This window comes from Antarcticibacterium arcticum, assembly GCF_007993795.1.
Classification (GTDB): domain Bacteria; phylum Bacteroidota; class Bacteroidia; order Flavobacteriales; family Flavobacteriaceae; genus Gillisia; species Gillisia arctica.
Window position 1 is genome coordinate 1,862,155 of the sequence record NZ_CP042476.1, and the last position, 26,096, is coordinate 1,888,250.

The window sequence follows — 26,096 nt, forward strand, 5'->3', positions numbered from 1 at the left end:
TAATCTTAAACCTTCGGTTTATTGAACATTAAACTAAACCACCCCATAGTCCGTCCTACAGCTTCAGTAAAGGCTTCTACTCTTTCTTTAGTATTGAAAACATTGGAGAACCGCACCAAAGTAAGTAAAAATGAAGTAGCATTCCATTTAATTTTTGCTAGAAGAGATGGACGAGGATTTTTCAAACGCCATACGTACCAACCATTCCTTACCACCATTTTTCCATAAATAAATTTATTTGGCCTCCCTGCTACAGCGTGGTGATGCTCCACTTTAGCACCTGTATTGACATAAAGCTTTCCCATTTTGGAAACCCTCAAGGAGAAATCTGCATCTTCGTAGAGCCCGTAACCCTCAAAATATGAGGAAAAGTTCAATTTTTCAAAAACCTCTTTTTTATAACTAGCAATTCCTCCCATCAGCATTTCAACCTCATAGGGCTTACCTGATGGGGGTAAAAAGCCGGAGGAATAACCATGAGAGAAGTCTGGCATAAATCCAGGAGGAACATTGGGAGATAATCCAAATTTCTTTCGAAGTATAAATCTAGAGCCTTCTTTCCGAGTCCACCCATCGAAAATAAAATCCTTATTTGATTTCATAGTGTTTTTTCGGATCTCAGTCCAATTTTGTTCATTAACGATATAACCTGAAACTCCAAGAGCGTAAGGGAATTCTCGGTAAGTTTTCAGAATTTGTTCAAAATAATCAGGAAATAATATGGTATCATCATCCAAAAAGAAAACCACTTCAATATCTTCGTTGAGTTTCTCCACTCCGAAATTTCGTTGGCGAGTGAGACCGCGATTTTCTTCTTCCACTTTGTAATATTTCATATTCCCAATGAACCCCCTCTCAATAATGGATTTTGTATGGTAATCTCTTGAACCGTCTATGATCAAAATTTGGTGAGGCAGGACCGTTTGGCGCTTTACAGATTCTAGTAATATCTTTAAAGCCTCCGGTCGGTGGTAGGTGCAAATGATTAAACTAAATCTCATTCGAATAATATATATGTTTGATGATCATTATAAAGAATGTAAAGACAGGGAGATGCGGGTAAAACCAGGCAATTGTATTTAGCCTCCTTTTTCCTTCATAAGCTTTTTCGCCCAATCAGCACTTTTCCTCCATTTTTTTCTCATCGAGGATATATAAGAAATAGGATTCTTAATTCCCTGCCGGGAATAAAATTTGATATACAAAGAAACTTGGTACCCTCTCATTTGTTCCCGGGTATAATTTCTAATAGCATACACCATAACTGTAGGAGAAGGCTTTGGCAGAGGCTTTTCCTTCTCCCACTCCAATTCGGGTTTTTGCCGAAAACCACCGATAGGCGCTTTTAAATGTAAAAGTTCAAGCTCAGGATGGTAGATAATATCGCAACCGATATCTCTTAGTTGTTTTCCAAAATCGGCATCTTCTCCATGACCATGTTCAAAAGCAGCTATAAATTTACATCTTTTGGCGAAATTAGATTTTACGACAGTCGTACCTGATCCAAAACTCCCCCATTGTTTGATTTTTCCGAAAGTTGTTTGTTCTCCCGGTTGCCTGCAGTTCAGATTTAAAGCACAAATACTATACTTTTTTATTTCGGTAAAAATATTCTCCAGAAGATTTTTACCTAAGCGTATATCATCATCTGCAAAAAAGACATAATCCGATTGAACTATTTCCAGGGCTATATTTCTGGCGTTACAAGCCCCAGTACGATGTATGAAATGGTGTACAATTTCAAAAGGCCAAATTTCAGTCTTGATAAAATCAAGATCTGAAAAAGAACTTGGGTCAGGATTTTGTTCTATTATTATTATTCTTTTTGGAAGGTGTGTTTGAGCGGAAAAATCTTTGAGCACATCATAGATATAAGAAGATCGTCCCATTGTTGGTATAATTACATCTATAGTTTCGGATTCTCCAATTTTTTTTTTTGAAACATTAATGTCACCAGAGAGATCGATGGCCTTTCGATAATGTTTGGTGTTAAAGAAACTTCTTACATATGATAGAAATGGAAAAGATTTCTCATAAATCAAAAAACAAAGGAGTAATACAGCCACCCGGGAAAAAGTATAATGTTGATAAACAAACCGGAATAAGTCCCTTTTACTTGCTATTCCCGAGTTATAATTATTTTGAGAAGACTTCACTAATTCCGGCTCGCTATAACAAAATAATCCGTTTTGCTGCCCTATTTTAGCAATCGAATTTAGCAAATAACCAAGATTTTTCTCATTTTTTAGCAACGGAAAAAATCTTTGTAATACAGCGCCTCTTAAACCTCCAACATCGCTACTCATTAACCATGTTCCATAAGAAACATTTTTAGTAATATTGATGAATGGCATTGTATCTACATAACCAATGCTTTCTGGAAGGAAAGAATTTTTGACAGGAAAAGAGGCCATTACAAAATCATGGTGAAAAACTTTTTTCCAGTTTTCTAAAAATAAGTTGCCCACTATATCTTGCTCGCACCACCCGATCAATTCTTCAGGAAACTTTTCTGCAAGCTCCCATAATGCACCGGTACAGGTTGTGCTAACTAATTTTATTTCTTCAGGATCTGAAGAAATAACCTTTATGGGATATTTAGCTTTATAATGAATAAGTATCTTCAAAGAAAGAATTTGAGCAAAAGTAAATATTTTTTATAATGTTTTATATGTATGGTAAATAAAGGCCGGAAACAACTTTCACCTTCTAATTAAATTCCTAATATCACCATTTCATAAAACCGGATATTCTGGTGTACCACTTTTTTTGTAGAAAATTTGGAAAAAACCTGCTGTCTTGCCTTCTTGCCCATTTGTCGGGCTAATTTTGCATCATTGAGAAAAACGCATATTTTTCTTGCATAAGCTTTATGATCTTTCGGGTTTTCTGTATAGCCTGTTTCCCCATCGATCATTAATTCATTTGCCCAGCCTATGTTGGAGGTGACCATTGCTTTTTCCATTGCCATTGCCTCCAGCCAGGTCATTGGTAAGGCCTCCGCAAAACTTGGTAAAACAACTACTGTTGTCTCAGCCAAATGTTCTTTTATTTCCAAATAACTCACTTCCCTAAAATATTTTATTTGCTTTCTTGCTTCTGGGATAAGTTTTGCCTTAAAGAGTTCAAGAGTGGATTGTTTTTTTAATATATCTACCACGTCTTTCCCTATCAGGAAAAGTTGTGCTTCGGGCTTTTTTATAATTACCTGATTAAAAATACCAGCCAGTTCAAGCACTCCTTTTTTTCTAATAATAGTCCCGAAATAAAGGAGCCGGTTTTTGTCTGAGACTTTATTTGAAGGAGGAAATAGAGATAAATCGAGGCTATTTGGTATAACAGTAATTGGTTTATGTAATTTAAATATTTTCTTTGTTTGAACCGCGGTAAAATTACTGACAGATACGAGGGCATTAGCTCTTTTTATTGCCTGCTTTTCAAAAAAATGATTTTTCCATTTTTGCTTCCTTCCCTCAAGATGACAGAAGTAGGCATCTGAACCATGCATTCGGATTATGACGGGGCAATTAAGATTTATAAATGCAGTGATACCTGTCCAGTCCGGAGCTTCAATTAAATCAATGTTTTTCTCTTTTATCTCCTTACTAAGGTATTGCTGAAGGAATTTTCTATAAGAGTACCAACCCAGGAACTTATATTTTTTCTGTTTGATGAAATGAAATGAAATTCCATTTTCTTCCAATTTAAGATCCTGTTCCTGGCCATAAATAAAAATGCTCACTTTGATGTTTTTTTCCACCAGAGAGATGGCAAGATTTTTAATGCTGGTTCCTAATCCTCCGGAGGGGGTAGATTTTAAATGAGGAAATTCCGGAGTGAGAAATGCTATGTGCATGGCAGTAATTTTAGATGCCCCTGTACCATTTTTTCAAGTGAAAATTCCCTCACTATCTTAGTGCTAACATCCTTTCCAATTATTAAGTCCTTCTCCAAAACCTTTTCAAGAATGGAGGCGAGTTCCCGGATGTCACCCGCTTTAAATAAAAAGCCATGATACCCATTAATGATTATCTCGGGATTTCCACCCACCGGAGTTGTAATCACCGGGACATTGGCGGCAAGACTTTCAAGGATAGATAAACTGAAACACTCCATATAGGTGGGTTGCAGAAGAAATGAATACCCCTGTAACAACTCAGGTAATTTTGAAGAACTGCCATTAAAAACTATTTGCTGCTCCAGGTTGTAGTCAGCAACTTTGGCCTTAAGAACTTTTTCGCTTGGACCCTCTCCAAAAATATCAATTTTTAGCATGTTTTTAAGTTGTGCGGAAAGTAAATTTACGGCCTCTATCAGATCCTGTATTCCTTTAGATTCCCGTAAATGTGAAGCCACGATCATTCTTCCAAAATTCTCCTCTGTCCTCTTTTTGTAAATCGAAGTATCTATTCCGTTATAAACCAGGTGAGTTTTTCCTGCAATTTGTTTCCCATAGTCCATCAAAATATGGTCAACCGTATATTGGGATACCCCTCCAAAGCAATCTATATTCCTGCCGTACAACCTCCCTTTTATTCTGTTCTTTATTCTCTTTTTTAAAGGAAATCCCTGTATTGGTCTTGGATTATGATCTATAGCGATAATATAAGAGTGGTGGGCTGTTTTAATTTTCCTAAACATAGGGGTGCATAATTCTACAAAATGGGTGATTACAATATCATATCTTTTGGAAGTAATATCCTGATTGAAAAATTGCTCTATTGCAGATGTATTTTCAGAAGCAAATACATTTAAATTCTCATAAAAAGAATGAGGTTTACAGTGGCTGAAAAACCAGTCCACCCGCAACCCTCTTTCTTTGCAGGCACTATCATATGCCACAAAAAACCGATCCATCCCGCCAATTCTCTCAGGTTTCAACACATAATTGCAAATAACCGCTATGTATTTGGTTCCAATCATGCAGTAGCTATTTTTTTTAATACAAGCGTTATCCTCTTGCTGGTTCCTTCCAACGGTTTTCCCACCTGAAGTTTTATTAAATTCTTTTGTTCTGCTAATCTTGCTGTGGGGTTTTGCAGACTAAAATTAATCTCTTTTAACAGTTCTTGCCGGTTTTTAACGACTGCTACTGCACCACCTTTAACCACCCGCTCATAATGGCTATAACTTAAATACTTTTGATCATTATAAAGACCATTTTCAACATTTCCAAAAACAGTATTTATAACCGGTTTGTCAAAAAGCATAAAATCGAGGCTCATCGTAGAGCACATATTGATCCCAAGATCACAAAAATTAAGTATCATACGAAGATCTTCGATATCTCCGGGGGAAGGTACCCTTTGAGACCAAGGTTCCGGATGTCCATCCCTCGTAAGTTCCCATTTTGGAAAGTTCCAGGTAATAAAAGGATATTCTTTCCTGATAACATCAAATCTACTTCCATCTTCTGCAGGAGAAGTTCTCACTATGAAGTTAACATCTTCTATTTCCTTAATCTTAACCGCTTCAGCAATGGCTTCAATATAAAGCCCGTCATTCTTACTGGTAGATACATCCCCACAACTATAACAAATCGTTTTCTTCAAAGGGTTAATTTCGAATCTTTGATTAAATTCCTCCACACCTAATTTATATCTTTCAAGAACATAAGGCTCAAACTGGGGTGTACCCACAACTTCTACCGCAAGGCTTTTTGTAGCAGGATAGAAATAATTTAATTCGTTTTTCATCAGGTCACTCCATACTAAAAATGAATCAAATGGTGCAGCCATTCTACCTTTGGAAGCCAGATTATCCCAGCTGAAGATAAACGAGCAGGTTTTAATATTCAAAGCTTTAGCAGCATCATCCAAGGGAGCTAAATATGGCGGGCGTTGATGTGTAAAGAATAATATATTACATTTATTATTTTCCAGCAACTCCCGGTATTTTTTTACCTCCGGAAGTTGTTTCATAGAGGTAATTTGTTTTTTATATGAATAGTTGATCCATCCCTCTGAATTAAAAAAAGTAGTTAAATTAAAGATCAAACGGGTTAAATAAGCCCGTTTCGAATTAGTGGTGGGTCTGTTCTTTTCAAGGTTATAGCTTATGCCGGCAAAATTATCTTTATGCTTTTGCATATGAGCCACTTCTTTCATTTTTCGCCAGAACCAGGTTTTTCCCAATTCCCGGAATACCGGTAATTCTACAATTCGAATATTGGAATTTTCTATACCAATGTAGGCAGATGCAGGCAAGCCAGAAAAAATGATTATTTGATCAAAAATATCTAAACTTTCATTAATAAAATTACTAAGGATAAAATTGCGAAATCCTACCCCGTCAACAATAACTACCCCCAAAGTATTTTTCATATGTAGATAATCATTGTTTTTTATTAGTCATATGTAATTCGCATATCTTCATAGGTATTTGCATCGGGTTTCTGTTATGCTCATTTCATATTTAAAATTGAGTTGCTATTCTCATTAAGCAGGCTATCTCATTTTTGGCCAAGTGTTATTTGATGTATCGAGATTCTTAAGCCATTTGCGAATTACAAATTCCTCGGTCTTCCACATGGATTCATACGTTGCACCGGCAATATGAGGAGTAATTATTAAATTATCAACAGTAGCTGCTATTTTCATTAATGGATTTTCCTTTCTTTTTTCCCTTATAATCTCGTTCGCAAGCACATCTGTTGCATATCCACCTAATTCTTTAGCTTTTAATGCTTCTGCAATATAATCTTCATCAATTAATTCCCCCCGGGATGTATTAACAATATATGTTCCCCGTTTTAGGTGTGTTAGATTTGATCCATTTAAGAATTGAGAATTTTGGTCATTTAAAGGAATGTGTATGGAAAGAATATCAATCTTTTTAAGTAATTCCTCAAGGGAGTTACAAGCATTAGGATGGTCTCGTAATTCAGGGTTAATGTCGTAAAAAACAAAGGGCATTTTAAAAACTTTTGCATATTCAGCAATTTGTTTTCCTACCCTGCCAAAACCTAATAAACCCAGGGTATAGTGGCAAAGATTGTGGGCTTTAAATTGATCTCTTTCCCAACCACCTTTCTTCACGTGATCAAATCCCTGGGGGATCTTTCTAAGTAAAGAGAGCAAAAGCGCCCACGTATGTTCTCCAGTAGAAGGAATTGTCGCTAAAAACTCTGTTTCACCTATAAGGGAAATTATTTCTATGTTTCTTGCTGCTGCTTCTTCCAGATCGATATGGTTTAACCCGGTGGTAGGTGTCAGGATATACTGCAAATTATCAGCTTTTAGGAAAACCTCCCTATCAATAAAATGATTAAGCCGAAGAATTAAAACTTCCATATCCTCAATCTCCTTTATAAGTTCCATTCTTGTAAAAGGGCCGATTTTAACTTCCGCAACTTCCTTGAGGAGTTTAAGATTTTCATTAGAAAAGTCTAATGGTTCGGTTATTAAAATTTTCATTTGGCCTGGTCCTTCCATTCAGCTATTACACTTTTTAAAATTACGACATCCAGAGTTGTATCTATATTAACAGCCCATTTGGGATCCATTATATATGCCATTTTAGAGGTCGGCATAAAACTTCGCTCCCGTTTAAGCACAGCTGTTTTTATGAGATAAATACAGCCGTTCCGTATGTACAATGGCGGCAGTTTCTGCCTACTTTCTGTTTCAAATTGTGGCATCAGGCTTGTCATCTTCCCTTCCTTAACTTCATACATCCTCGCAGGGTGATTGTCCCCTACTGGTACCATACTTATAATTGCATCTACCGGATTTTCTTTTAAAAGTTCAATCGCATTATCTATATCAATGCCAGTGCGTAAAGGAGCTGTTGGCTGCAGCAACATCACAGCATCAAAATTATTATTTTCTTTTTCAAGTTGGAGAAGCACTTCCAGTACAGCCTCTACAACATTGGAGTTATCCAAAGCTAATTCCTTTGAACGAAGTAAGACGTCACAGCCACTTCCCCTAGCTATTTTCGCAATTGTTTTATCTTCGGTACTTACTATAATTTTTGCAAGGGAGGAAGAATTTCTACCCGCTTCAATAGCATAGGAAATAAGAGGTTTTCCCGCAATGTCCATAATATTTTTCCCGGGTACTCCTTTACTTCCTCCCCGTGCGGGAATAATTCCAAGAATCCTCATTAGTAAGTAATGGTTTTGGAAAATGACAATTCTGTTTCAGCAAGTATTGCGGCCATTTTTCTACCTGCATTGCCATTTCCATAAAGGAAGTCAGGTTCAGAGTGCACCCTTGCAATAGCTTGTGATGTAGCATCATAAATCTCCTGCTGAATATAGTCTACATTTACTACATTGGCAGACCGATTCCTTCTAAACTGGCGATTGCCAATATTTACTACGGGAACTCCCAAATATGCACATTCTCTTAATCCAACACTGGAATTCCCAACAAGAGCTTTGGAGTTCTTAAGCAACTTAAGAAAATCTTCAGGCTCCATATTTTTAAAGAAGTGCATATTCTTTGGCTGTTCCAGCTCCCGAAACGCGCGAATACCATTGGAAGTACCATCAGAGCCCGCGTCAACATTTGGCCAAAACCAGAAAGCAGGATAACCCAGTTCTTGGACAGCCTTTAAAGTTTGTAGTATCTGTTTTTTGGATTCTGCATATTCTGTAGTCACTGGATGTTGCATTACCACAATATAACCTTCCTCCCAGTTTAGTTTTGCTCCTACCCCCCATACTTTTCAATGGGATCGAAATTGAGAAATGGGTATTCAGATATCTGCTTTGCAAGGTCAATTGAAGGACAGCCTGTATTAATTACTTTTTCAGGATTTTCTCCAAGCTTGATTACCCTCTCCCGTGCATCTTCAGAACTAACCAGATGTAGATCTGCCAGTTTGGTATTGGCGTGACGCACTTTTTCATCTATACTTCCTGTAACTTCCCCACCCTGAATATGTACCAGCGGAATGTTTTGAAAAGCGGCGGCAATCGAAGTCGCTATGGTTTCAAATCTATCTGCAATTGTGATCACTGCATCCGGTTTCAGGTTATAAAGAACATTGGTTAGCTCCATTACTCCTAAACCGGTAGTCTTAGCCATGGTGGTTGGATTCTCTCCTTCCAAAACCATGAAGACCTTTGCAGCTATTGGAAACCCATCTTTTTCAATAAAATCCACCGCATTTCCATAACGATCGAGCAATGCAGAACCGGCAATAACCAGTTGTAACTCAAGATGCGGATGATCTTGAATAGCCGTTAGAGCAGTTTTTATCCTACTATAAGATGGCCTAGCCGTTACTACTACGCAGATTTTCCGTTTTATCATTTAGAGATTTTTCTATTATAGAAATCTAATTTTGTTATTATTTTTAACTTCAGCCAGTGAAAATGGTGACGAATAGTAGGATCTGTAAATATCACTTTAAGCCCTCCCTGATAATCATCAGTATTTTTCACAGAATATTCTCCATTTCGTTCGAGAGATATTAATTGTACATATCTGGATCGGGGGAAAATTTTTCTAACAAGCTCTACCTGGTCTGCTCTATCACCTTCAATTACAACAATTCCACACCGCACTAATTTTCTTTTAATCTCCAAAAGGTTATTTTCCCCTCCATCAATTATTACAAGTTCATATTCCTCTTCATTTGGAAGATCTCTTACATCCCGGTATAAATTCATTTGATTGTAATCACCATTTAGGTTTTGGGGTATTTGATTTAAACAAAATGAATTTGCTTCCGTTCCAGATACCTTTAAGGATAAATCTTCCAACCGGGAATACATCAATATACTTCCTGAAATTGTACCTATACCCACCCCTACTTCAAGAATTTTCTTTATATTATATTTCTGAATAAGTTTTAAAATTTGAAATAAGGCAAATTCACTTACAATGTGCTGACTCCCCTCCGCCAAACAATAACGTTTGTATTCCTGATGGGTATAAACTTTTAAGTCCATATTTTATTGCTTCTTTTGTAGCGAAGCCTAAAATTAAAAAAAACACCTTTAAAGCTTCTCGATATAGTAGGATTTTCTAATCCTTATTAATATCCTTTTCTGTAAGAAATTCCCACTGACTTAATTCCTTTTTAAGAGTCTTTCCGATAACTTCTCCAAATTTATAAGCTGCTATCCCATAACCTTTAGGTTTTTTTGTTTCCAAATCATCAAAAGATAGTTGGTGTCCTAACGTTAGATCTTTGTTCACCGCCAGGGATTTTTCAAAAATATTTTTAAGTGCAGTAAACTTGGAATTATCGCTCTTATTAACAGGATGTTTAAGGGAATAACTAATATTTCTAACCGCCTTTACCAGCTGGTTAATCTCGTCAATTTCTAATGAAGAAGTAGCATCCGGCCCAAAACTCCTGCGGTCAAAAATAGCATGGAATTCCAGGATCTCAGCCCCCTGAGCTGTGGCAGCGATACAGGTTTCAATCTTTGCAGAATGGTCGGAATATCCCACCGTCACATTATATCGCTCTTTTAATTCATTTATCACATTCAATCCATAATTTTCAGGAAGCGTAGGGTAAGCGGTGGTACACTGTAAAATGGAAAATACAGCGTTCTTTTCTTTGAGGAAATTTACAGTTTTATCCAGTTCCAAAAAGGAACTCATTCCAGAAGAAAGAATAATAGGCTTTCCTGTTTTGGCAATTTTCTCAAGAAGCAGAAAATTAGTGACTTCCCCTGATCCTATTTTATATCTTTTCACCCCAACCTCTTCCAAAAGATCTACCGCCGCGTTACTAAAAGGAGAAGCCAAAAATTCCACTCCTTTTTCTTCACACCTGGCTTTTAAAAGCTTCCATTGATCTAAAGAAAATTCCATTCTCTTCCAATAATCAAATCTGCTTTTATCCTGATAGGAGAATTTAACCCGAAACGGCTCGTGGATGCTGCTTTCAGCTTCTGCGATATGTACTTGAAATTTAACCGCATCTACACCAGTTTGAGCGAGGGAATCGATATACGCTAAAGCGATACCGATGCTCCCTTCGTGGGCTTGGCCTATTTCTGCAATTAGGTACATAAATTTTAATTTGTGATTTTGATTACAAGATAATATTCTTTCCGGCTGCACCTTAATATTGTGTAGAATTAATATCCGGGATTCTTCAGTGTTTTTATTTTTAAAAGTTCCTTTTTAGTAACAGGCCGTCTAAATTTCAATATCCTCTTAAAATTACCTGCTGTTTGTCCCAAGGCTAAGAAATACTCTTTTAAGAATTTTCTATCTCTAAGAGCATATTTACTAAAATTATGATACCATAACCTTAATATTTTTTTGATTAACAGAGGGAAAGGATAATAGACCAGATAAAAAAACGTGGTGTTTTTTAATTGCTTTCCAAACCGGAAGTAGCCAGCTCCTGATGTTTTTCTTTTCTGTTGGTCCACCCTATGGTTAACCATTATGTGGTTTGAAATCATTATAGAATATCCTTTAATAAGGGTTTCCCAAGCGAGGCAGACTTCCTCCCCATAAATATCAATCCAAACCGGAAATCCACGGGTCTTATCGTATACTTGCTTTTTCATGGCGAAGCCACAACCCAAAAATTCATTGCTGAAATAGTCTTCCCTTTCGGTTAGCATATCCTCGGGAATTTCCTCATCATTTTTAAAAACTCCTTTTATTTCTCTGAAAGAAATTATTCCGAGGTTTTTATTTTTTTTAAATAAATCTGATGTCATTTTGATAAAATCCCTTTGAAGCGGATGAGCATCATCATCAAACCCAAACAGGAACTTCCCAATGGCCTTTTCATATAAAATACTCCTTGCTACAGAGGCTCCTAAAACCATTTTTGAATTGTACCAGTATACACTTGGGAATTGTTTTTCTAACTCTTCCGATCCATCTGAGCAACCATCTAAAAACACCCTTATTTCATGACAATCTTTATTGATGTAGCATTCCAGAATGCCTAAGGTTTTTTCAAGTTCTCTTTTTCTGTTTCTGGATACTATGAGAATCGAAGCTTCCATTATTGCTGAAGGATTTTATGGAGTTCATTTTTTAAATGATCTTTCGAAAGATAATACTTAAGGTCTTCCCAATTCATTATTGATGGTTCTGAACTCGTTTTCCACTCTTTATAAAGTAATTCAATAATCTCAGAAATTCTTTCCGTATCATCAGCTTCTGCCCGATAAGGATAGTCCTCACCTAATAAACGTTTTCCTTCACTTTTTTCGGGTCCAAGATATAGAATTGGTTTATTGGCCGCTATGCAATGCGGGAACTTTCCAGGCAGGAATGGACTTATTACAGCAACAGATTCCAAAATAATATTTACAGAAGCCACCTCCTGCAGCTTCATAACCTCGTCATAGGCCACATATCCGTCACTTACAAATAATTGATCTATTTTATGCGCCATTTTTTTTAAATCGGGGAGATGATATGAAGCGCTTCCTACCAATAATAAACGAGCTTCTGCATTTGCCTGGGGATTTTTTGAAAGAAATTTTTTAAAAGCATTTAATAATGGGAATGGATTTCTTTGCTTCATTAAATTGCCCGCGTGTAATATATTGAACCTTTCCGGATCAAACCAGCGGGGTAAAACAACCGAATGCTTTCTTTTCCTATTTAACTGGTGCGGGATGATCACCCTTTTGTTTTTGAAATCCTCATAATGTTCTTCCATCCACTCTGCCAATAAGAAAGATGGGTATCCCACCCATTTGCATTTGGCCGCAACCTCTTTAAAAAATTTAATTTTTTGCTGATAGCCTGGTTCAGACCACTCATAAGGTTCCGGATAATAGTGAAAAGGATAAGGATCGTGAATATAAGCCATCCATTTTTGGTGAAATTCAGGCAACTGCAAAAAGGCGTGATGAGGGCGAAAACTTGCTCCTTTACTTAACGTAAGGATTATGTCCGGCTGAAAATCAATTTCCTTCTTTAATGCCGCTGCTATACTTTTAGAGTCATTTAAAAAAGTAAAGGAAAACCCGAAAATTGGTTCCAGATGTTTTGCCAGATTTATCTTAAAAGTGTGTTGTAATTTCCTTTGGATCCGGCTCAGCAAAAAAAGTGAACTATTTCTGTTTTCTTTAATGGAAATACACGGAATATCCTCAAGGTGAATCGTTCTTCTGGTGTAATGATAAACCAGAACTTCAAACCCTGCTTTATATAAATTCCATATTAAGGCAACATTGGCTTTGGACCCGCTACTGTCTTCAGCATCTATAGATTCTGCTACTACTAAAATTCTTTTTTTATTCGAGGACTTCAAAAATAGAGATGTTTAGGTAAAGATAATAATTCAAAATGCACTTTGACTTGCAAACTTCGACAAGCTCAGGGTGACACCAAAAAAGTCCGGCTGAGCCTGTCGAAGCCTCAATTATAATCATTAAATAAATTTTGAAGATCCTAAGAATGTCCTTGAGCTATCAAAAAATCAACGATCCGTCCAGCGGCCCTTCCATCTCCATAAGGGTTTTCCTTACCGGTAAAATCAGGTGGATCCTTTAAAAAGCTATTAACTTCTGCAACAATTACAGTTTTACTGGTTCCTGAAATAACCGCACAACCGGCTTCCACCCCTTCCATTCTTTCCGATATCATTCTTGTAACCAGTACCGGTTTGCCAATAGTTGGTGCTTCCTCCTGGATACCGCCTGAATCTGAAATAATTAAAGAGGATCTTTTCATTAACCATAACATCGTGGGATAGGCCACTGGAGAAATGAGGTGAATATTAGTTTGCTGGCTCAGCATTTTTTCAACAGTAGAAACTACATTGGGATTAAGGTGCACCGGATAGACAATTTCAACATCTTTATTTAAAGCAATTTCTAACAATGCTTCACATATTTCTTCAAGACCTTTACCAAAATTCTCCCTACGATGGCCTGTAACCAAAATTAATTTTTTCTCTGGATTGAATCTTAACTTAAGAGCTTCTACCTCTTTCGATAATGACAGATTTTCCATTTTTTTACCGGCCCATTGTAATGCATCCACCACAGAATTACCCGTTACCAATATATTTTCCTCTGAGATCTGCTCCTTCATTAAATTTCCTTTTGCCTTAAGTGTGGGCGCAAAATGGAAGTCGGCTATCTTTCCTATAATCTGCCGGTTTATTTCCTCAGGAAAGGGAGACATTTTATTATATGTTCTAAGGCCTGCCTCTACATGCCCCACTTTTATCTGGCGATGAAAAGCTGCTTGGGTAATTACTGAAGCTGTAGTTGTATCTCCGTGCACAAGAACTATATCCGGCTGTACTTTATCAAACACTTCATCAATCTTGCTAAAAATAGCCGCGCATAGGCCATTAAGAGTTTGCGCTGATTTCATTAGATCCAGGTCAAAATCGGGTGTGATGTCAAAAAAATCCAGTACCTGATCCAACATTTCCCGATGCTGTGCTGTTACACAAACATTAAAAGGAATATTCCTTTTTTTTAATTCATGAATTACGGGTGCCATTTTTATGGCTTCAGGTCGAGTACCAAAACAAATAAGTAAATTCAAATTATTTTTTTAGAGGTAGTTTTTATAAAGTGGATATAGAAATCCATAAATCCTATGTTTGATTAGATAGTAGATTCTCCAATTTAAATTAATCCCGTTTTCCAAAAAGAAATCTTTATGCTCCCTAAGAATAGCGGGATATGTATCATGGTATTTATAAAAAGCCTTTAATAATTTCCATTTAAAATATGGTTTACCCTCTACTCCAAAAGCGGTCAAATAAGAATGAATTAATCTAAAACTAAGCATCAAAGAATTCAATGCCGTTTCGTCACTTTTTCTACTGATTCTGCCCACTTCATGCTCCCGGTAAAGTACGTGACATCCTTTAGTATTAATAAGTTTATCGGCATTTAATAAAATCCTAGTAAAGAATTCGGCATCGTCATTCACACTAAGGCGGGAATTCCATTCCCCAGCAGCCCGAATTAACTCGCGAGGAGTTAAATAAGCATGTAGTGGAACAAAGGCCTGTTGTTTACTAATTTCCTGATAGAAATCTTTTGGATCGATAGAAACCTGATCCTTCATAAAATTTTTTAACTGGAACTGTTTACCCTGCCAAATCAAATCCCATCCGCAAGTTGAAAAGATCTTTGAATTTTTCTGATTTTCCAATTCTAACCATTGCAGTTCAAGTTTGTTAGTGGAAAGCAAATCATCATCGTCTAACCACTGAATGTATTTTCCATTACTAAGATTAAAGCCATAATTCCTGCAGGAAGAGGCCCCCTTTGGATATATTTCAGGTCTTTTGTAATATTGAAAGCGTTGGTCTTTTTCTATTAAACTGTGTATAAGTAATGCTGATCCGTCTGTACTACCGTCATCTACAATAATACACTCCCAATCTTCAAAAGTTTGTGCCTTTACAGAATTTAATGTATCCTGCACAAAATTCTCCCTATTAAAGGTTGGGATAATAATAGATACTTGAGGTAACTGGTCCAAAAATAGCTTGTTTAATTTCTGCGCGTTAAATACATTTTCCTAATTTAGAAATAAGTTTTCTATAGAATTTTCCCAAAGCCAAACCTATTTTTAAAAATAAGGACATCTTCCTTGAAAACCCTTCGTTCTGCTGCACGTAAATTAACAATTTTTGCACTAGATGAGGGGTATAAGAATAAACTAAAAAGGTATTGGCCAAAAACAAAATACTGGTCTTTGTATGTAACCCATTATCAGTGAGAAAATCCAGGATCTTAATTCTTATTACAGCCGATGTTTTTCGCTTCAAATAATTTTTATCCTCCTGTAATGTTAAAGTTTGGGAATGTTTGCGATACTGGAATAAGTATTCATCTACAGGCGCATAATTTTCAGGAAAGGCATACCCTATCCTTGTATATAATTCCCATTCTTCAGCATAATCAAAATTTTCATCAAAACGATATTTGTTAATAAATTCACTTCTCCATAAAGGCCCCAAGCTATTCATTTTCATTTTTCCAGTTAAAATCGCATCTCCTAAATGGGGAAAAACGAGTTGTTGTTCAGGTTTTATTATGGTGGAATCTCCATTTTTGAATACTATTTTTTCAAATTTACATACTGAAAAATTAAGTTGAAAGTTTTCTATAAGGGGAAGCATTTGCAATTCTAATTTTTTAGGATGCATTAGATCATCATCATCAAAAAATTGAATAAAGGAAGCATTTCTATCCCTGGCAATGTCTAATCCATAATTCCTGGATCCAGATAATCCTTTTTTATAAAGATTCGTCTTTAAATAATAGGAAAACCGATGGTCCTTCTTAACATACCTTTCGACAACATCTTTGGTCTCATCAACGGAATGATCATCAACAATTACGCATTCCCAATTGGTATATGTTTGCTCTAATATTGAGTTTAGAGTTTCCCATATCAGCTCGGACCTATTGTAAGTAGAAAGCAATATAATTATTTTGGGACTAATTATCATAGTTTGATACGCCGTCGTAACATTTTAAAAGGATTTGTGATAAATTTGCCAATCCGAAATTCTAAGCTATTCAAGATTTTTTGTTCAGTTTTTTCTACAACCTCAAGTCTGGCAACCAAATGATCTACGAAAGATTCATAATGAATCAAATACAGGTCTTTATGTTTAAAATATATGTATTTTAATAACTCATATTTCTTAGATCTAGCAATAGAAGAATTAGATATTTTTTTTTGTCGATAATTAAATAAAATCTCTGGGATTACTTTTGAAATTCCTCCATTTTTTAATAATCGAATATAAAACTCCCAGTCTTCATAACCATCCTTCATATCTTCATCATAACCGCCGGAATTATAAAAATCCCTTTTTCTGAAAATCGAATTACCAATAGCACAATTATACAGAAGAAAATCCTTTAATTCTGCCTCCTTTGGTTTAATAATCTTCAGAATTTCTTTTTCCTTAAATATATTAGCATAACAAGTCACTATTTTGATCTGTTCATCTTTGGAAATTATTTCCAGAGCCTTAGCTGCAAAACTTGGATCAAAATAATCATCACTGTCCAATACAATAATGTAATCCCATTTTGAATTTTCTATTCCTATATTTCGTGCTGCACTAGCTCCTTTATTTTGTTGGGTAATAAGTTTATCTATTTTAGGTTCAAGATTTTTTAATACAGCTTTAGTCTCAATATTAGATCCGTCGTCAATTACAATAATTTCTTTTTGTTGAAGAGTTTGAGCTAATGCGGAAGCCACAGCCTGCTCAATATACTGGGCATCATTGAAACAGGGGATTATAATTGATACCATTATCGCACTAGTTCTGGTTTAAATAAATATTTTTCCATCGCTTGGAAATTTCGATTAATGAAAAATTAGTTTCTATAAATTTAGGAGCTTCCTGAGACATTCTTTTCCTTAGATTTGGGTTTAGAATTAATTTTTCCACGGCATCAATATATTCGTTTAGATTACTCTCTTCACAAACAAATCCGGTGTTATGATTTTGAATAGTATTTTTTACACCACCAGAATCAAAGGCAACTACTGGTAAACCGCTGGCCTGAGCTTCTAAAGATACAATCCCCTGACTTTCCCTCATTTCACCAAAAGGTATGGAAGTCATAAGAAATATATCTGATATCCAATATTGTTCTCTTATTTCTTGTTGAGATCTTGATCCCAATAAATGCACCTTGCCCTTCAAAGAAAGTGATGAGATTAATTTCTCAAGAGCCCCATATTGGGTTCCGTATCCAATAATATTATAGCAAATATTATAACCCCTTTTAATTAATTCGTCTACAGCCTTTATGCCTAAATGGTGTCCTTTAATTTCCTCCAATCTTCCAACGGATAGCAGTTGTATTACTTTTCCTTGTTTAAAAATATTATTATGATTTGTAGAGAAAAATTCAGTATCCACTCCCACTGGTATGACTCTCAAGTTCTCTTCAGGACAGCCTAATTCTTTTATCATATTAGCAAGATACGGGGTATTAGCCACAATTAAATTATCACCCTTAAAAAGGTTATTATAATAACCGTTGTTTGGAATATAACCGTTAATCGGAAAAAAAACATCGTGACCATGAAAGGAAACTATTAATTTTCCTTTAATGGATCCCGAGGTTTTTAAAATATCTACGGGATGAATATTGGTACCATATTGTACATGGATAATATCGGCATATTTAAATTTCTGATAAAAATCGTATTCAAATATCCAGGATAGACTAAACTTCTTTTTTTTTAAATAAAATTTTCTAAGTTCAGATAATCGGTTTATATTTTTTAAAAAAAGCCAACTTGCATTTAATGTTTTTAAAAATTTATTGGCGGGAATCTTATAATCCTCTAAAATGATCTTTTGCTCTATTTTGTATTGTTCTATTAAATCCCTATGGGAACTGGAATCTATATCAAGCTTTTTTTTGACCAATAAATTCACGGATAAACCTATTTTAATGGCAATGATGACCTGTGAAATTATAAATGTTTCAGACAAATGGGGGAATTCTTGGATTTTAAAAATTATAGTTTTCATCTTTACACCCTCTTAATCCTCAGTTTCAGCTTCGATTTGACGATTTCAATGATTTCAGAAGGGTGTAAATATTTTAAAGCTTTAATTCTCCAACCTTTTGTAATTTCTTTATTCTTATTTGTCAGGAAAACTTTAAAGATTATTTCCTTTCTGAATCTATCAATAACCTTTGAAAACTCTTCAGCAGGATAAATCGCTGATTCTAAATTTTTCATCCTGAGATGATCTAACCAAGTTAAAAATAATTGCATTTCTCCCAGCGTAAAATAATTCCTGAATTCAAGGAATTTTGTAAGTATTTCATCAGGATATTTTTCCTGAGAATAATTAATTTTTTTGAAAAGAGCAAGTCTAAGGTTCACCCCAATTTTTTCTTGTTCATTTTTAAAAATCTGTGTTAATTGCCCGTCATGATATCGGTATCGAACTAAGGATTCCTGAATATTATAGAATTTCCTTTTCCAGCTTGCTCTAATCCAAAACTCATAATCCTCTCCGTGTTCAAAATTTTTATCAAAAAATAAATTTTGTAAAGCTTTCCTTCTATACATAACCGAATTATTATTTATGGAACAATTAAAAAATAACTGCGCTTTAATTTGATTATCAAGTTCAGGTTGTTTAATTAATTTTCCGGAGAAAAAAGCTTCCATCCAACTTCCACATATAGATATATCAGGATTATTATTGAAAATATTTACTTGTTTAGCAAATCTTTGAGATTTAGAAATATCATCGCTATCCATTAAGGCAATAAAAGTTCCCCTGGCTTTCTTTATTCCAATATTTCTTGAGAAGGCCACTCCACGGTTTTTTTGATTTTGAAAAAATTTAATTCTATTATCAGTATAAGTCCTGATTTTGGAAACTGTCCCATCTACTGATCCATCATCTATAATTATCAATTCAAAATTATCTAAACTTTGGTCCAAAATGCTATTTATTGCATCCTCTATATATTTTTCCCTGTTATAAACCGGAAGAATTACAGATATTAATGGATTTGTCATTTTTCTCAAAAACTATTAGTGCAGAAGTGATGAAATCTTATCTTAGTTCTTGCTTAGTAAAGATATGTTTTCATTTTTTATTTGACCCTAAAGTAAAAAGAATTGAATATTAATTATATCATTTTAGCTCATAAAAACCCAATACAGGTTAAAAGACTTGTTTATAGGTTAAACGAAGAATGGGTAAGTTTTTATATACATATTGATGTCAACTTTAATATAGATGATTATAAAAGTGAATTGGATCAAGTAAATAATGTGACTTTTCTGGAGGGAGAGGAAAGAGAAAAGGGAACCTGGGGAGACATAGGAATTGTTAGGGCAACCATTAATGCGATGAAATTAATTAAAAATAATAACAGAAACGGCTATACAGTTTTATTGAGTGGGCAGGATTACCCTCTACAAGGCAATTTAAATATTCTGAACTTTTTGAAGAATAATCCAGAATTTGGATACATTAATTTATTTTCCCTTCCTCACCAGGGTTGGCATATGGAAGGACTTAATAGAATCAACCGTTATAAAATCAATAAATCTGAAAGAAGAGGTCATTTTTTACAATTGACATCAATATTTGAGGAAGATTTTTATTCTCTAAAAACCTTTGGACACTTAAACTTTTTACGTAAAGCTGGAAAATTTAAAAAAGCAAAATTAATTTTTAAAAAAAGAAGATTTCCAAAATACCTTAAACCATATGGAGGTGGACAATGGTGGGCCCTACCTTTTGGGATGCTGGAATATATCCTTGCATTCCTCGATCAATATCCAAATTATTTAAATTATCATGTTTATACACTATTACCGGACGAAATTTTCTTCCATAGCATCCTAGGATCATCGAAGTTTAGTGATAAGATTCAGCCTGCTATTACTTTTGTGAATTGGGAGCGCGAACAAGGACCTCTTCCGGTAACTTTCACTAAAAGCGATTTTAGTGAATTAATAAACCAGTCTAACAAAAAACTCTTTGCAAGAAAATTTGACATTGACTTAGATCAGGAAATTTTGGACCTAATTGACGAAAACTTACAGTCTTAAAAGGAGTTTTTCTTATAATAATTATTTTCTTTTTGCCATGCTTAATAAAATATAACCCCTCCCAAAAATAGATACTACCAAGATGGATAAAAGAAATAAAAATGATGACTTCAAACTCATTTCTTTTTTAACGATTTTTGATACCTCACCGCAATGCATCGAAAACCTCCCACTTTTTCCAATTTCATAACATAAATTCATCATCCCATTTACAAGTTCCATTCTTGTAAACGTGTCAATTGAAACCTGAATATCATAAAATGTTAACAGTCGATTTTCCAATAATTCTTGATTAAAATCTTTAATGGTTCTTGTTAAATTGCTTTGTATACTTTGGGAATGAAGTCTTCGGTGAGTAACTACTTTTTCAATATAGGATCCATTTTCAGTTTCCAATAACATTTTGCAGAAATAATTATAATCCTGCCAGGATTTCATCTCCTCATTCCACCTTAATTTTTGAGCTATAAGACGGGTTAAAAGTATGTCATATGTATACCAGTGTATTTTTGATAAAATAAAATCTGATGCCTTAATACCATATTCTTTTTGGTCATATTTGTAAGGCTTCATTAATATCCCATCTTTAAAATTGGCAGTCTGTGCAACCACAAAATCCTTTTTAGCGTTCGTAATAACATCCACTTTAACCGCAATATGATCTGGTGTCATTAGATCATCACTATCAAACCAAATTAAATATTCTCCAGTACTCTGTTCAAAACCATAATTACGGCATGAATTCGCCCCCTTTTTAAAGTTTTCCGGTCTTTTGTGAAATTGTAACCGCTTATCCTTTTGAAAATACTCCCATAATAATTCCTCTGTCCCATCTGTGGAAGAATCATCTACAACTATGCATTCCCAATTATTGAAAGATTGGTTTAGAATCGATTCAATTGTTTCCAAAATTAAATGAGCCCTGTTGAAAGTAGGGATGATTATAGAAACAAGTGGAATATTTGACATAAGGTTTTAGAAAATAGTTGAACCAGACCGTGCTCTTTATTAAAGATGTTCTATTTTATATAGAAGCAAATACTTGTCGTTATAACACATATTATCCTCGGTACAATTTTCAAAGATCTCATCTATTGGATAATTAAAATTAAAAGGAGCAACTTCAACATTAATGGGTCTCCATTTGCCCATTAAAGCAATATCATTATTTACCATTCTATCCTTAAAACTTGTTGTGAGAAGGTATTTTGAACTGCTCTTTTTAATATTATCTATCGCATTAAAAATCTGATGATTTGTTAAATGCACAAATAAATCGCGACAAATAATTAAATCTACTTTTGGTAACGGATCTTCTATAATATCAAGTTGGATAAATTCAATGTTATTAGAAGAAAATTTCTTGTTTCCTAAAATAATTTCACCTACAACATCGCCGCCGTAATATTGAATACCCTTTAAATCTATTTTTTTCATCCAATAAAAATCTCCGCAAGGAATGTCCAAAATAGTTTTAATGGAATATTTTTGAAAAAGAACAGGCAGTTGTTTGATTATTTCCCGTGTTTGTAATAAATCAGAACCTGGGCCAGATCTGGAAACTTCATTTATTTCTTCACCTTTATGAAATAAATTCTTATCATAAATATTTTTAAAAACTTTCTGATTTTTCCATTTATTATTTCTAGATTTATAGATTACCTGTAATAACTTTCGTTTTACTTTATAAAGGGTTTTTCTGATTTTCATATTAGATTTACTTTATATAGTATTTATTTTATTTGCGCCATTAAAACTGATTTAAATCCGTAACCATTTAGGAGGGATTAAATCCATTGTCTTTTCATTCATTTCTATATCTTTAAACCAATTTCTTGGAGCTATTACAATTTTCTCCGGATTTTTATTTAACCAGGCTCCCCACCAGCTAAAGGAACTGTTAGCAATGATGTTATGGGAACATTTGCTCATTAAAATCATATCTTTCCAAGAATCTTCACCAAAGTTGTAGTCCACAAAAACAGAATTGTATTCAACCTTAGAAAACTTTTCCCGCACCCAATCTAATTCATCTGAAAAAAAGATCAATGTAGGGTTCTTAACCTTGCCAGCGATTATGTCAATAGCTTTTAAATAATAATGCATATCACAGTTGCCATGAATATTCTGAATTTCTCTATTAGTAATATAATCCCCTCTTCTGATGTGAACTGAAACAGTATCCTTTTTATTAATAATTTCCAAAAGCTCTAGATTCTTATCCCCCAGTTGTTTTGGAGAAAAAAGGAAAAGGTCACGAACATATTCTTCGTTAGAAAGAAAGTATTTATAACTCTGGAAGTACCCCTTTAAATACACAGGAGATTTTAAATAGAGTAAATATTCATGAAAATTATAACCGGGTTCTTTAAATATCTTGGGAAAGGGAAAATTAAATCGCTTTTTAAAGCTTGTCATCTTCGAAGGATTAAAATACTTCTCTATTTTCTTAATATCCGCAAATTTATATTTGTTATTAAATACACCTAATTCAAAATTTCTTACTGTTTGTACATTTTTAATTTTTTTTGGATTTTCAAGAACGGTTGAATCCACTAAAAGACTGGTTTTTTCGCGTTCTGCTATAATACTTGCTATAGCATATTGAAACATCTGATTACCAAGACCCCCTTGTAATTGAATAACTACCATGTAATTTTAATTTTTTCCTTCTTAAAATCAATCTTGAAATTTATTTTTATAAAAATCTTTAATTCCTTTTTCCAATGGTATCTTATATTTCCAACCTAAACTATGAATTAAAGTTACATCCAAGAGTTTTCGCGGAGTGCCATCCGGTTTATCACTGTTCCAGATAATCTCCCCTTCATAATTGACAATTTTTTTTATTATTTCCACAAGTTCCTTTATTGTTATGTCCTGTCCGGTTCCCACATTCACACTTACATTTCCATGATAAGTTTCCATTAAATGAAAACAGGCTTCAGCAAGATCATCCACATGTAAAAATTCTCTCCTGGGAATTCCTGTTCCCCAAACTTCCACATATTCCAGTCCTTTTATTTTTGCTTCATGAAACTTGCGCAGTAGCGCCGGTAAGACGTGAGATGTCTCCAGATCATAATTATCATTTGGCCCATATAAATTGGTTGGCATAACCGATATAAAATTGCACCCATACTGCCGGTTGTAATTCTCACACATTTTCACACCGGCAATTTTAGCAATGGCATAAGGCTCATTTGTGGGTTCAAAAGGTCCCTCCAGAAGATAAGACTCCTTAATAGGTTGTGGGGCCATTTTTGGATAAATACAGGAGGACGCCAGGAACATTAATTTCTTTACCCCATTAACATAGCTTTGATGGATCACATTGTTCTGGATCATCAGATTTTCGTATAAAAACTGAGCTCTGTAGGTGTTGTTAGCTTGTATTCCACCCACTGTTGCCGCTGCCAGGAAAACATATTCCGGCTTCTTCTCCTCAAAGAAATTTATTACTTGTTTCTGGTCTGTAAGATCAAGCTCTCGTGAGGACCTTAGAATTAAATTTGAAAACCCTTCCTGCTGCAATTTTCTAACAATTGCAGATCCTACCATACCCTTATGTCCTGCGATATAGATCCCGGAGTTCTTTTCCATTATAAATAAAATTCTACTCGTGGTAATTTAATGTATCGTGACCACCTTCCTTTAAATATTTTTCTTTTTGAAATAATTTTATATCGGCAGCCATCATTTCGGTGATTATTTCATCAAGGGAATAATTTGGTGCCCAGCCCAATTTTTCTCTGCATTTAGAAGCATCTCCAATAAGAAGATCTACCTCTGTGGGACGGTGATAATTTGGATCAACTTTTACAACCACTTTACCTTCAGGTAATTGAAATTCTGGGTTTGAGCATTCTACAACCGTTCCCTCCTCATTTTCCATAATTCCTGTGAAACTTAATGTAATTCCTATCCGGTCAAAAGCTTTAATCACGAAATCCCTTACCGAAGTTGTTACCCCTGTTGCGATCACATAATCATCTGGTTCCTCCTGTTGTAACATGAGCCACATCGCTTCAACATAATCCTTGGCATGACCCCAATCCCTCCTTGCATCTAAATTACCAAGGAATAGCGTGTCCTGCATTCCTAAAGCTATCCTGGATGCGGCTCTTGTGATCTTACGGGTAACAAAGGTCTCTCCGCGTATTGGTGACTCGTGGTTAAACAGGATGCCGTTGCAGGCATACATATTATAGGCTTCCCGGTAGTTTACAGTGATCCAGTAAGCATAGAGTTTAGCTACCCCATAAGGACTCCTGGGGTAAAAAGGAGTTTTCTCTGTTTGGGGGACTTCCTGCACCTTACCGTATAATTCAGAGGTTGATGCCTGATAGATCCGGGTTTTTTGGGTTAATCCAAGTAAGCGTACAGCTTCGAGTATTCTTAAGGTTCCCAGTCCATCAATATTTGCGGTATACTCAGGGGTATCAAAACTCACCTTTACGTGGGACATGGCCCCCAGATTATAGATCTCATCCGGCTGCACTTCCTGAATGATCCTGGTAAGATTCATAGAATCACTAAGATCCCCGTAATGCAGTTTAAATTTTATATTTGTTTCATGGGGGTCCTGATACAGGTGGTCAACCCTATCTGTATTAAAAGAAGAAGCCCTCCGCTTAATTCCATGCACCTCATAACCTTTGGAAAGCAAAAGTTCAGCCAAATAAGCTCCATCCTGACCTGTAATCCCCGTTATAAGTGCTATTTTCATTAAATATTCTCTTTCTTCTTACCCAACATACCAGATCTCCGGCAATTTAATTGTTTTCTTATTAGTGTTATTCCTGTCCAAACGATGAGGAATTTCGATTTCATTTCCCAATTCGATAATTTCGTTTTTTCGTAAAAAAGAAAATTCGGCGACCACCGGAAATTCAATACCATTTACCTCTTTAATACCACAACAGTTATTAGGGTGAATATGAACACAAACATGATTTTTAAGCAGTTTATCAAAAGCCTTTTTTGCTTTACTAAAATATTTCGGATTCCATAACATGTGTAGCTCATGAAATTCAATGACTACTATTTTAAATCTCTTCAAGGTTCTTAAAGAGGTTGAGTTTAAAACTTCATATTCATATCCTTCAATATCCATTTGTAACAACAAATCGGCTTTGGGGTCTATACCGGCATCCAAAATCCAATTTTCAAGGGTAATAAAATCATCCTTTCCTTCCTTTCCAATGAACTTCTTGATAAAATTATATTGAGGATTGCCTGGAACTGGATTTACAACTGAAGCATCTGCCATATATATCTTCATTCCCATTTTTGCACAAGCACTTTCAAAACTTGTTACATTACCTACTCCCGGCGAAAAACAGGCTTCAATATCTTTCAAAACATCAGGGACAAGATATCCGCCATCGTTTTCATTTCCTAACCTAATCAATTCTATCCCAGTGTTTTCCGGTCTTAATCTGGAAATTAGTTTTATTATATCATTCTTATTAGGATTTCTATATCGAAGTTTTTCTAAAAATAATTTAATTTTTTTTCTCAATATTTTATGCAAAAGTTTTTTCATAATTCCCTTCTCCAGAAAAAAATCCTTTAAATTGACATTTCTTTATATTAATACAT

24 protein-coding genes and 1 pseudogene are annotated in these 26,096 nt (G+C 34.9%); 1 reads left to right on the forward strand and 24 read right to left on the reverse strand.

Annotated elements, in window-relative coordinates:
• Nucleotides 1-5: 5 nt before the first annotated feature.
• From FK178_RS08420 to FK178_RS08505, 18 genes and pseudogenes are all read right to left on the reverse strand, one after another.
• Nucleotides 6-1,001, reverse strand: coding sequence for a glycosyltransferase family 2 protein (locus FK178_RS08420; protein WP_146833483.1), 996 nt, complete (start codon nucleotides 999-1,001; stop codon nucleotides 6-8).
• Between the two features lie 78 nt (nucleotides 1,002-1,079).
• Nucleotides 1,080-2,627: a glycosyltransferase family 2 protein gene (locus FK178_RS08425; protein ID WP_146833486.1), complete on the reverse strand. Its 1,548-nt coding sequence runs from the start codon at nucleotides 2,625-2,627 to the stop codon at nucleotides 1,080-1,082.
• A gap of 86 nt (nucleotides 2,628-2,713) precedes the next feature.
• A complete protein-coding gene (locus FK178_RS08430) occupies nucleotides 2,714-3,856 on the reverse strand; it encodes a glycosyltransferase family 4 protein (protein ID WP_146833489.1) in 1,143 nt (380 codons plus the stop codon).
• On the reverse strand, nucleotides 3,847-4,923 hold the full coding sequence (locus FK178_RS08435) for a glycosyltransferase family 4 protein (RefSeq protein WP_146833492.1): 1,077 nt from the start codon (nucleotides 4,921-4,923) through the stop codon (nucleotides 3,847-3,849). Before FK178_RS08435 ends, FK178_RS08430 begins: the two co-directional genes overlap by 10 nt.
• Nucleotides 4,920-6,323, reverse strand: a complete 1,404-nt coding sequence (locus FK178_RS08440) for a hypothetical protein (protein ID WP_146833495.1) — start codon at nucleotides 6,321-6,323, stop codon at nucleotides 4,920-4,922. Before FK178_RS08440 ends, FK178_RS08435 begins: the two co-directional genes overlap by 4 nt.
• A gap of 123 nt (nucleotides 6,324-6,446) precedes the next feature.
• On the reverse strand, nucleotides 6,447-7,415 hold the full coding sequence (locus FK178_RS08445; protein WP_168194577.1) for an NAD(P)-dependent oxidoreductase: 969 nt from the start codon (nucleotides 7,413-7,415) through the stop codon (nucleotides 6,447-6,449).
• Nucleotides 7,412-8,107, reverse strand: coding sequence for an acylneuraminate cytidylyltransferase family protein (locus FK178_RS08450; protein WP_146833501.1), 696 nt, complete (start codon nucleotides 8,105-8,107; stop codon nucleotides 7,412-7,414). Before FK178_RS08450 ends, FK178_RS08445 begins: the two co-directional genes overlap by 4 nt.
• Nucleotides 8,107-9,263: pseudogene (gene neuC, locus FK178_RS15920) on the reverse strand (UDP-N-acetylglucosamine 2-epimerase). The gene FK178_RS08450 and the pseudogene neuC overlap by 1 nt, the downstream one beginning before the upstream one ends.
• Nucleotides 9,260-9,904 carry a hypothetical protein gene (locus FK178_RS08460; RefSeq protein ID WP_146833504.1) on the reverse strand — a complete coding sequence of 215 codons (645 nt, stop codon included), beginning with the start codon at nucleotides 9,902-9,904 and terminating at the stop codon, nucleotides 9,260-9,262. The pseudogene neuC and the gene FK178_RS08460 overlap by 4 nt, the downstream one beginning before the upstream one ends.
• A gap of 76 nt (nucleotides 9,905-9,980) precedes the next feature.
• Complete coding sequence (locus FK178_RS08465; RefSeq protein ID WP_146833507.1) at nucleotides 9,981-10,982, reverse strand: N-acetylneuraminate synthase family protein; 1,002 nt, start codon at nucleotides 10,980-10,982, stop codon at nucleotides 9,981-9,983.
• Between the two features lie 68 nt (nucleotides 10,983-11,050).
• Nucleotides 11,051-11,941 carry a glycosyltransferase family 2 protein gene (locus FK178_RS08470; protein ID WP_146833510.1) on the reverse strand — a complete coding sequence of 297 codons (891 nt, stop codon included), beginning with the start codon at nucleotides 11,939-11,941 and terminating at the stop codon, nucleotides 11,051-11,053.
• Nucleotides 11,941-13,203, reverse strand: coding sequence for a glycosyltransferase family 4 protein (locus tag FK178_RS08475; RefSeq protein ID WP_146833513.1), 1,263 nt, complete (start codon nucleotides 13,201-13,203; stop codon nucleotides 11,941-11,943). Before FK178_RS08475 ends, FK178_RS08470 begins: the two co-directional genes overlap by 1 nt.
• Before the next feature lie 140 nt (nucleotides 13,204-13,343).
• Nucleotides 13,344-14,453: a non-hydrolyzing UDP-N-acetylglucosamine 2-epimerase gene (wecB, locus tag FK178_RS08480; RefSeq protein ID WP_146833516.1), complete on the reverse strand. Its 1,110-nt coding sequence runs from the start codon at nucleotides 14,451-14,453 to the stop codon at nucleotides 13,344-13,346.
• Nucleotides 14,454-14,462: 9 nt separating this feature from the next.
• On the reverse strand, nucleotides 14,463-15,404 hold the full coding sequence (locus FK178_RS08485) for a glycosyltransferase family 2 protein (RefSeq protein WP_146833519.1): 942 nt from the start codon (nucleotides 15,402-15,404) through the stop codon (nucleotides 14,463-14,465).
• A 25-nt stretch (nucleotides 15,405-15,429) separates the two neighbouring features.
• Complete coding sequence (locus tag FK178_RS08490) at nucleotides 15,430-16,380, reverse strand: glycosyltransferase family 2 protein (RefSeq protein WP_146833522.1); 951 nt, start codon at nucleotides 16,378-16,380, stop codon at nucleotides 15,430-15,432.
• On the reverse strand, nucleotides 16,377-17,201 hold the full coding sequence (locus FK178_RS08495) for a glycosyltransferase (protein WP_146833525.1): 825 nt from the start codon (nucleotides 17,199-17,201) through the stop codon (nucleotides 16,377-16,379). Before FK178_RS08495 ends, FK178_RS08490 begins: the two co-directional genes overlap by 4 nt.
• A 7-nt stretch (nucleotides 17,202-17,208) precedes the next feature.
• Entirely contained in the window at nucleotides 17,209-18,438 is a 1,230-nt protein-coding gene (locus FK178_RS08500) for a glycosyltransferase family 4 protein (RefSeq protein WP_146833528.1), read from the reverse strand.
• Between the two features lie 2 nt (nucleotides 18,439-18,440).
• On the reverse strand, nucleotides 18,441-19,448 hold the full coding sequence (locus tag FK178_RS08505; protein WP_146833530.1) for a glycosyltransferase family 2 protein: 1,008 nt from the start codon (nucleotides 19,446-19,448) through the stop codon (nucleotides 18,441-18,443).
• Between the two features lie 102 nt (nucleotides 19,449-19,550).
• On the opposite strand from FK178_RS08505, the gene FK178_RS08510 reads away from it, so the two are divergent.
• The gene (locus FK178_RS08510; RefSeq protein WP_146833533.1) at nucleotides 19,551-20,492 is read left to right on the forward strand and encodes a beta-1,6-N-acetylglucosaminyltransferase; all 942 of its coding nucleotides are present in this window, start codon (nucleotides 19,551-19,553) and stop codon (nucleotides 20,490-20,492) included.
• A gap of 21 nt (nucleotides 20,493-20,513) precedes the next feature.
• Here FK178_RS08510 and FK178_RS08515 read toward each other — a convergent pair whose 3' ends face one another.
• The 6 genes from FK178_RS08515 to FK178_RS08540 are packed head-to-tail and all read right to left on the reverse strand — an operon-like array spanning nucleotide 20,514 to nucleotide 26,040.
• Nucleotides 20,514-21,461, reverse strand: coding sequence for a glycosyltransferase family 2 protein (locus FK178_RS08515; protein WP_146833537.1), 948 nt, complete (start codon nucleotides 21,459-21,461; stop codon nucleotides 20,514-20,516).
• A gap of 39 nt (nucleotides 21,462-21,500) precedes the next feature.
• Nucleotides 21,501-22,202 carry a class I SAM-dependent methyltransferase gene (locus tag FK178_RS08520; protein ID WP_146833540.1) on the reverse strand — a complete coding sequence of 234 codons (702 nt, stop codon included), beginning with the start codon at nucleotides 22,200-22,202 and terminating at the stop codon, nucleotides 21,501-21,503.
• A 51-nt stretch (nucleotides 22,203-22,253) separates the two neighbouring features.
• Nucleotides 22,254-23,144 (reverse strand): alpha-1,2-fucosyltransferase, encoded by an 891-nt coding sequence (locus FK178_RS08525; protein WP_146833543.1) that lies wholly within the window; start codon nucleotides 23,142-23,144, stop codon nucleotides 22,254-22,256.
• Nucleotides 23,145-23,171: 27 nt separating this feature from the next.
• The gene (locus tag FK178_RS08530; protein WP_146833546.1) at nucleotides 23,172-24,095 is read right to left on the reverse strand and encodes a GDP-L-fucose synthase family protein; all 924 of its coding nucleotides are present in this window, start codon (nucleotides 24,093-24,095) and stop codon (nucleotides 23,172-23,174) included.
• 13 nt (nucleotides 24,096-24,108) lie between these two features.
• Entirely contained in the window at nucleotides 24,109-25,221 is a 1,113-nt protein-coding gene (gmd, locus tag FK178_RS08535; RefSeq protein ID WP_146833549.1) for a GDP-mannose 4,6-dehydratase, read from the reverse strand.
• Nucleotides 25,222-25,239: 18 nt separating this feature from the next.
• Nucleotides 25,240-26,040, reverse strand: coding sequence for an FkbM family methyltransferase (locus FK178_RS08540; RefSeq protein WP_146833552.1), 801 nt, complete (start codon nucleotides 26,038-26,040; stop codon nucleotides 25,240-25,242).
• Nucleotides 26,041-26,096: the final 56 nt, after the last annotated feature.

What these genes read in the sequence shown, in the direction of transcription:
- FK178_RS08440 (WP_146833495.1), bottom strand. Translation starts at nt 6,323, where the DNA reads ATGAAAAATACTTTGGGGGTAGTTATTGTTGACGGGGTAGGATTTCGC.
- FK178_RS08445 (WP_168194577.1), bottom strand. Translation starts at nt 7,415, where the DNA reads ATGAAAATTTTAATAACCGAACCATTAGACTTTTCTAATGAAAATCTT.
- FK178_RS08525 (WP_146833543.1), bottom strand. Translation starts at nt 23,144, where the DNA reads ATGGTAGTTATTCAATTACAAGGGGGTCTTGGTAATCAGATGTTTCAA.
- FK178_RS08505 (WP_146833530.1), bottom strand. Translation starts at nt 19,448, where the DNA reads ATGACAAATCCATTAATATCTGTAATTCTTCCGGTTTATAACAGGGAA.
- FK178_RS08540 (WP_146833552.1), bottom strand. Translation starts at nt 26,040, where the DNA reads ATGAAAAAACTTTTGCATAAAATATTGAGAAAAAAAATTAAATTATTT.
- FK178_RS08420 (WP_146833483.1), bottom strand. Translation starts at nt 1,001, where the DNA reads ATGAGATTTAGTTTAATCATTTGCACCTACCACCGACCGGAGGCTTTA.
- FK178_RS08490 (WP_146833522.1), bottom strand. Translation starts at nt 16,380, where the DNA reads ATGATAATTAGTCCCAAAATAATTATATTGCTTTCTACTTACAATAGG.
- FK178_RS08520 (WP_146833540.1), bottom strand. Translation starts at nt 22,202, where the DNA reads ATGAAAATCAGAAAAACCCTTTATAAAGTAAAACGAAAGTTATTACAG.
- FK178_RS08495 (WP_146833525.1), bottom strand. Translation starts at nt 17,201, where the DNA reads ATGGTATCAATTATAATCCCCTGTTTCAATGATGCCCAGTATATTGAG.
- FK178_RS08435 (WP_146833492.1), bottom strand. Translation starts at nt 4,923, where the DNA reads ATGATTGGAACCAAATACATAGCGGTTATTTGCAATTATGTGTTGAAA.
- FK178_RS08500 (WP_146833528.1), bottom strand. Translation starts at nt 18,438, where the DNA reads ATGAAAACTATAATTTTTAAAATCCAAGAATTCCCCCATTTGTCTGAA.
- FK178_RS08465 (WP_146833507.1), bottom strand. Translation starts at nt 10,982, where the DNA reads ATGTACCTAATTGCAGAAATAGGCCAAGCCCACGAAGGGAGCATCGGT.
- FK178_RS08450 (WP_146833501.1), bottom strand. Translation starts at nt 8,107, where the DNA reads ATGAGGATTCTTGGAATTATTCCCGCACGGGGAGGAAGTAAAGGAGTA.
- FK178_RS08470 (WP_146833510.1), bottom strand. Translation starts at nt 11,941, where the DNA reads ATGGAAGCTTCGATTCTCATAGTATCCAGAAACAGAAAAAGAGAACTT.
- FK178_RS08430 (WP_146833489.1), bottom strand. Translation starts at nt 3,856, where the DNA reads ATGCACATAGCATTTCTCACTCCGGAATTTCCTCATTTAAAATCTACC.
- FK178_RS08530 (WP_146833546.1), bottom strand. Translation starts at nt 24,095, where the DNA reads ATGGAAAAGAACTCCGGGATCTATATCGCAGGACATAAGGGTATGGTA.
- FK178_RS08460 (WP_146833504.1), bottom strand. Translation starts at nt 9,904, where the DNA reads ATGGACTTAAAAGTTTATACCCATCAGGAATACAAACGTTATTGTTTG.
- gmd (WP_146833549.1), bottom strand. Translation starts at nt 25,221, where the DNA reads ATGAAAATAGCACTTATAACGGGGATTACAGGTCAGGATGGAGCTTAT.
- FK178_RS08515 (WP_146833537.1), bottom strand. Translation starts at nt 21,461, where the DNA reads ATGTCAAATATTCCACTTGTTTCTATAATCATCCCTACTTTCAACAGG.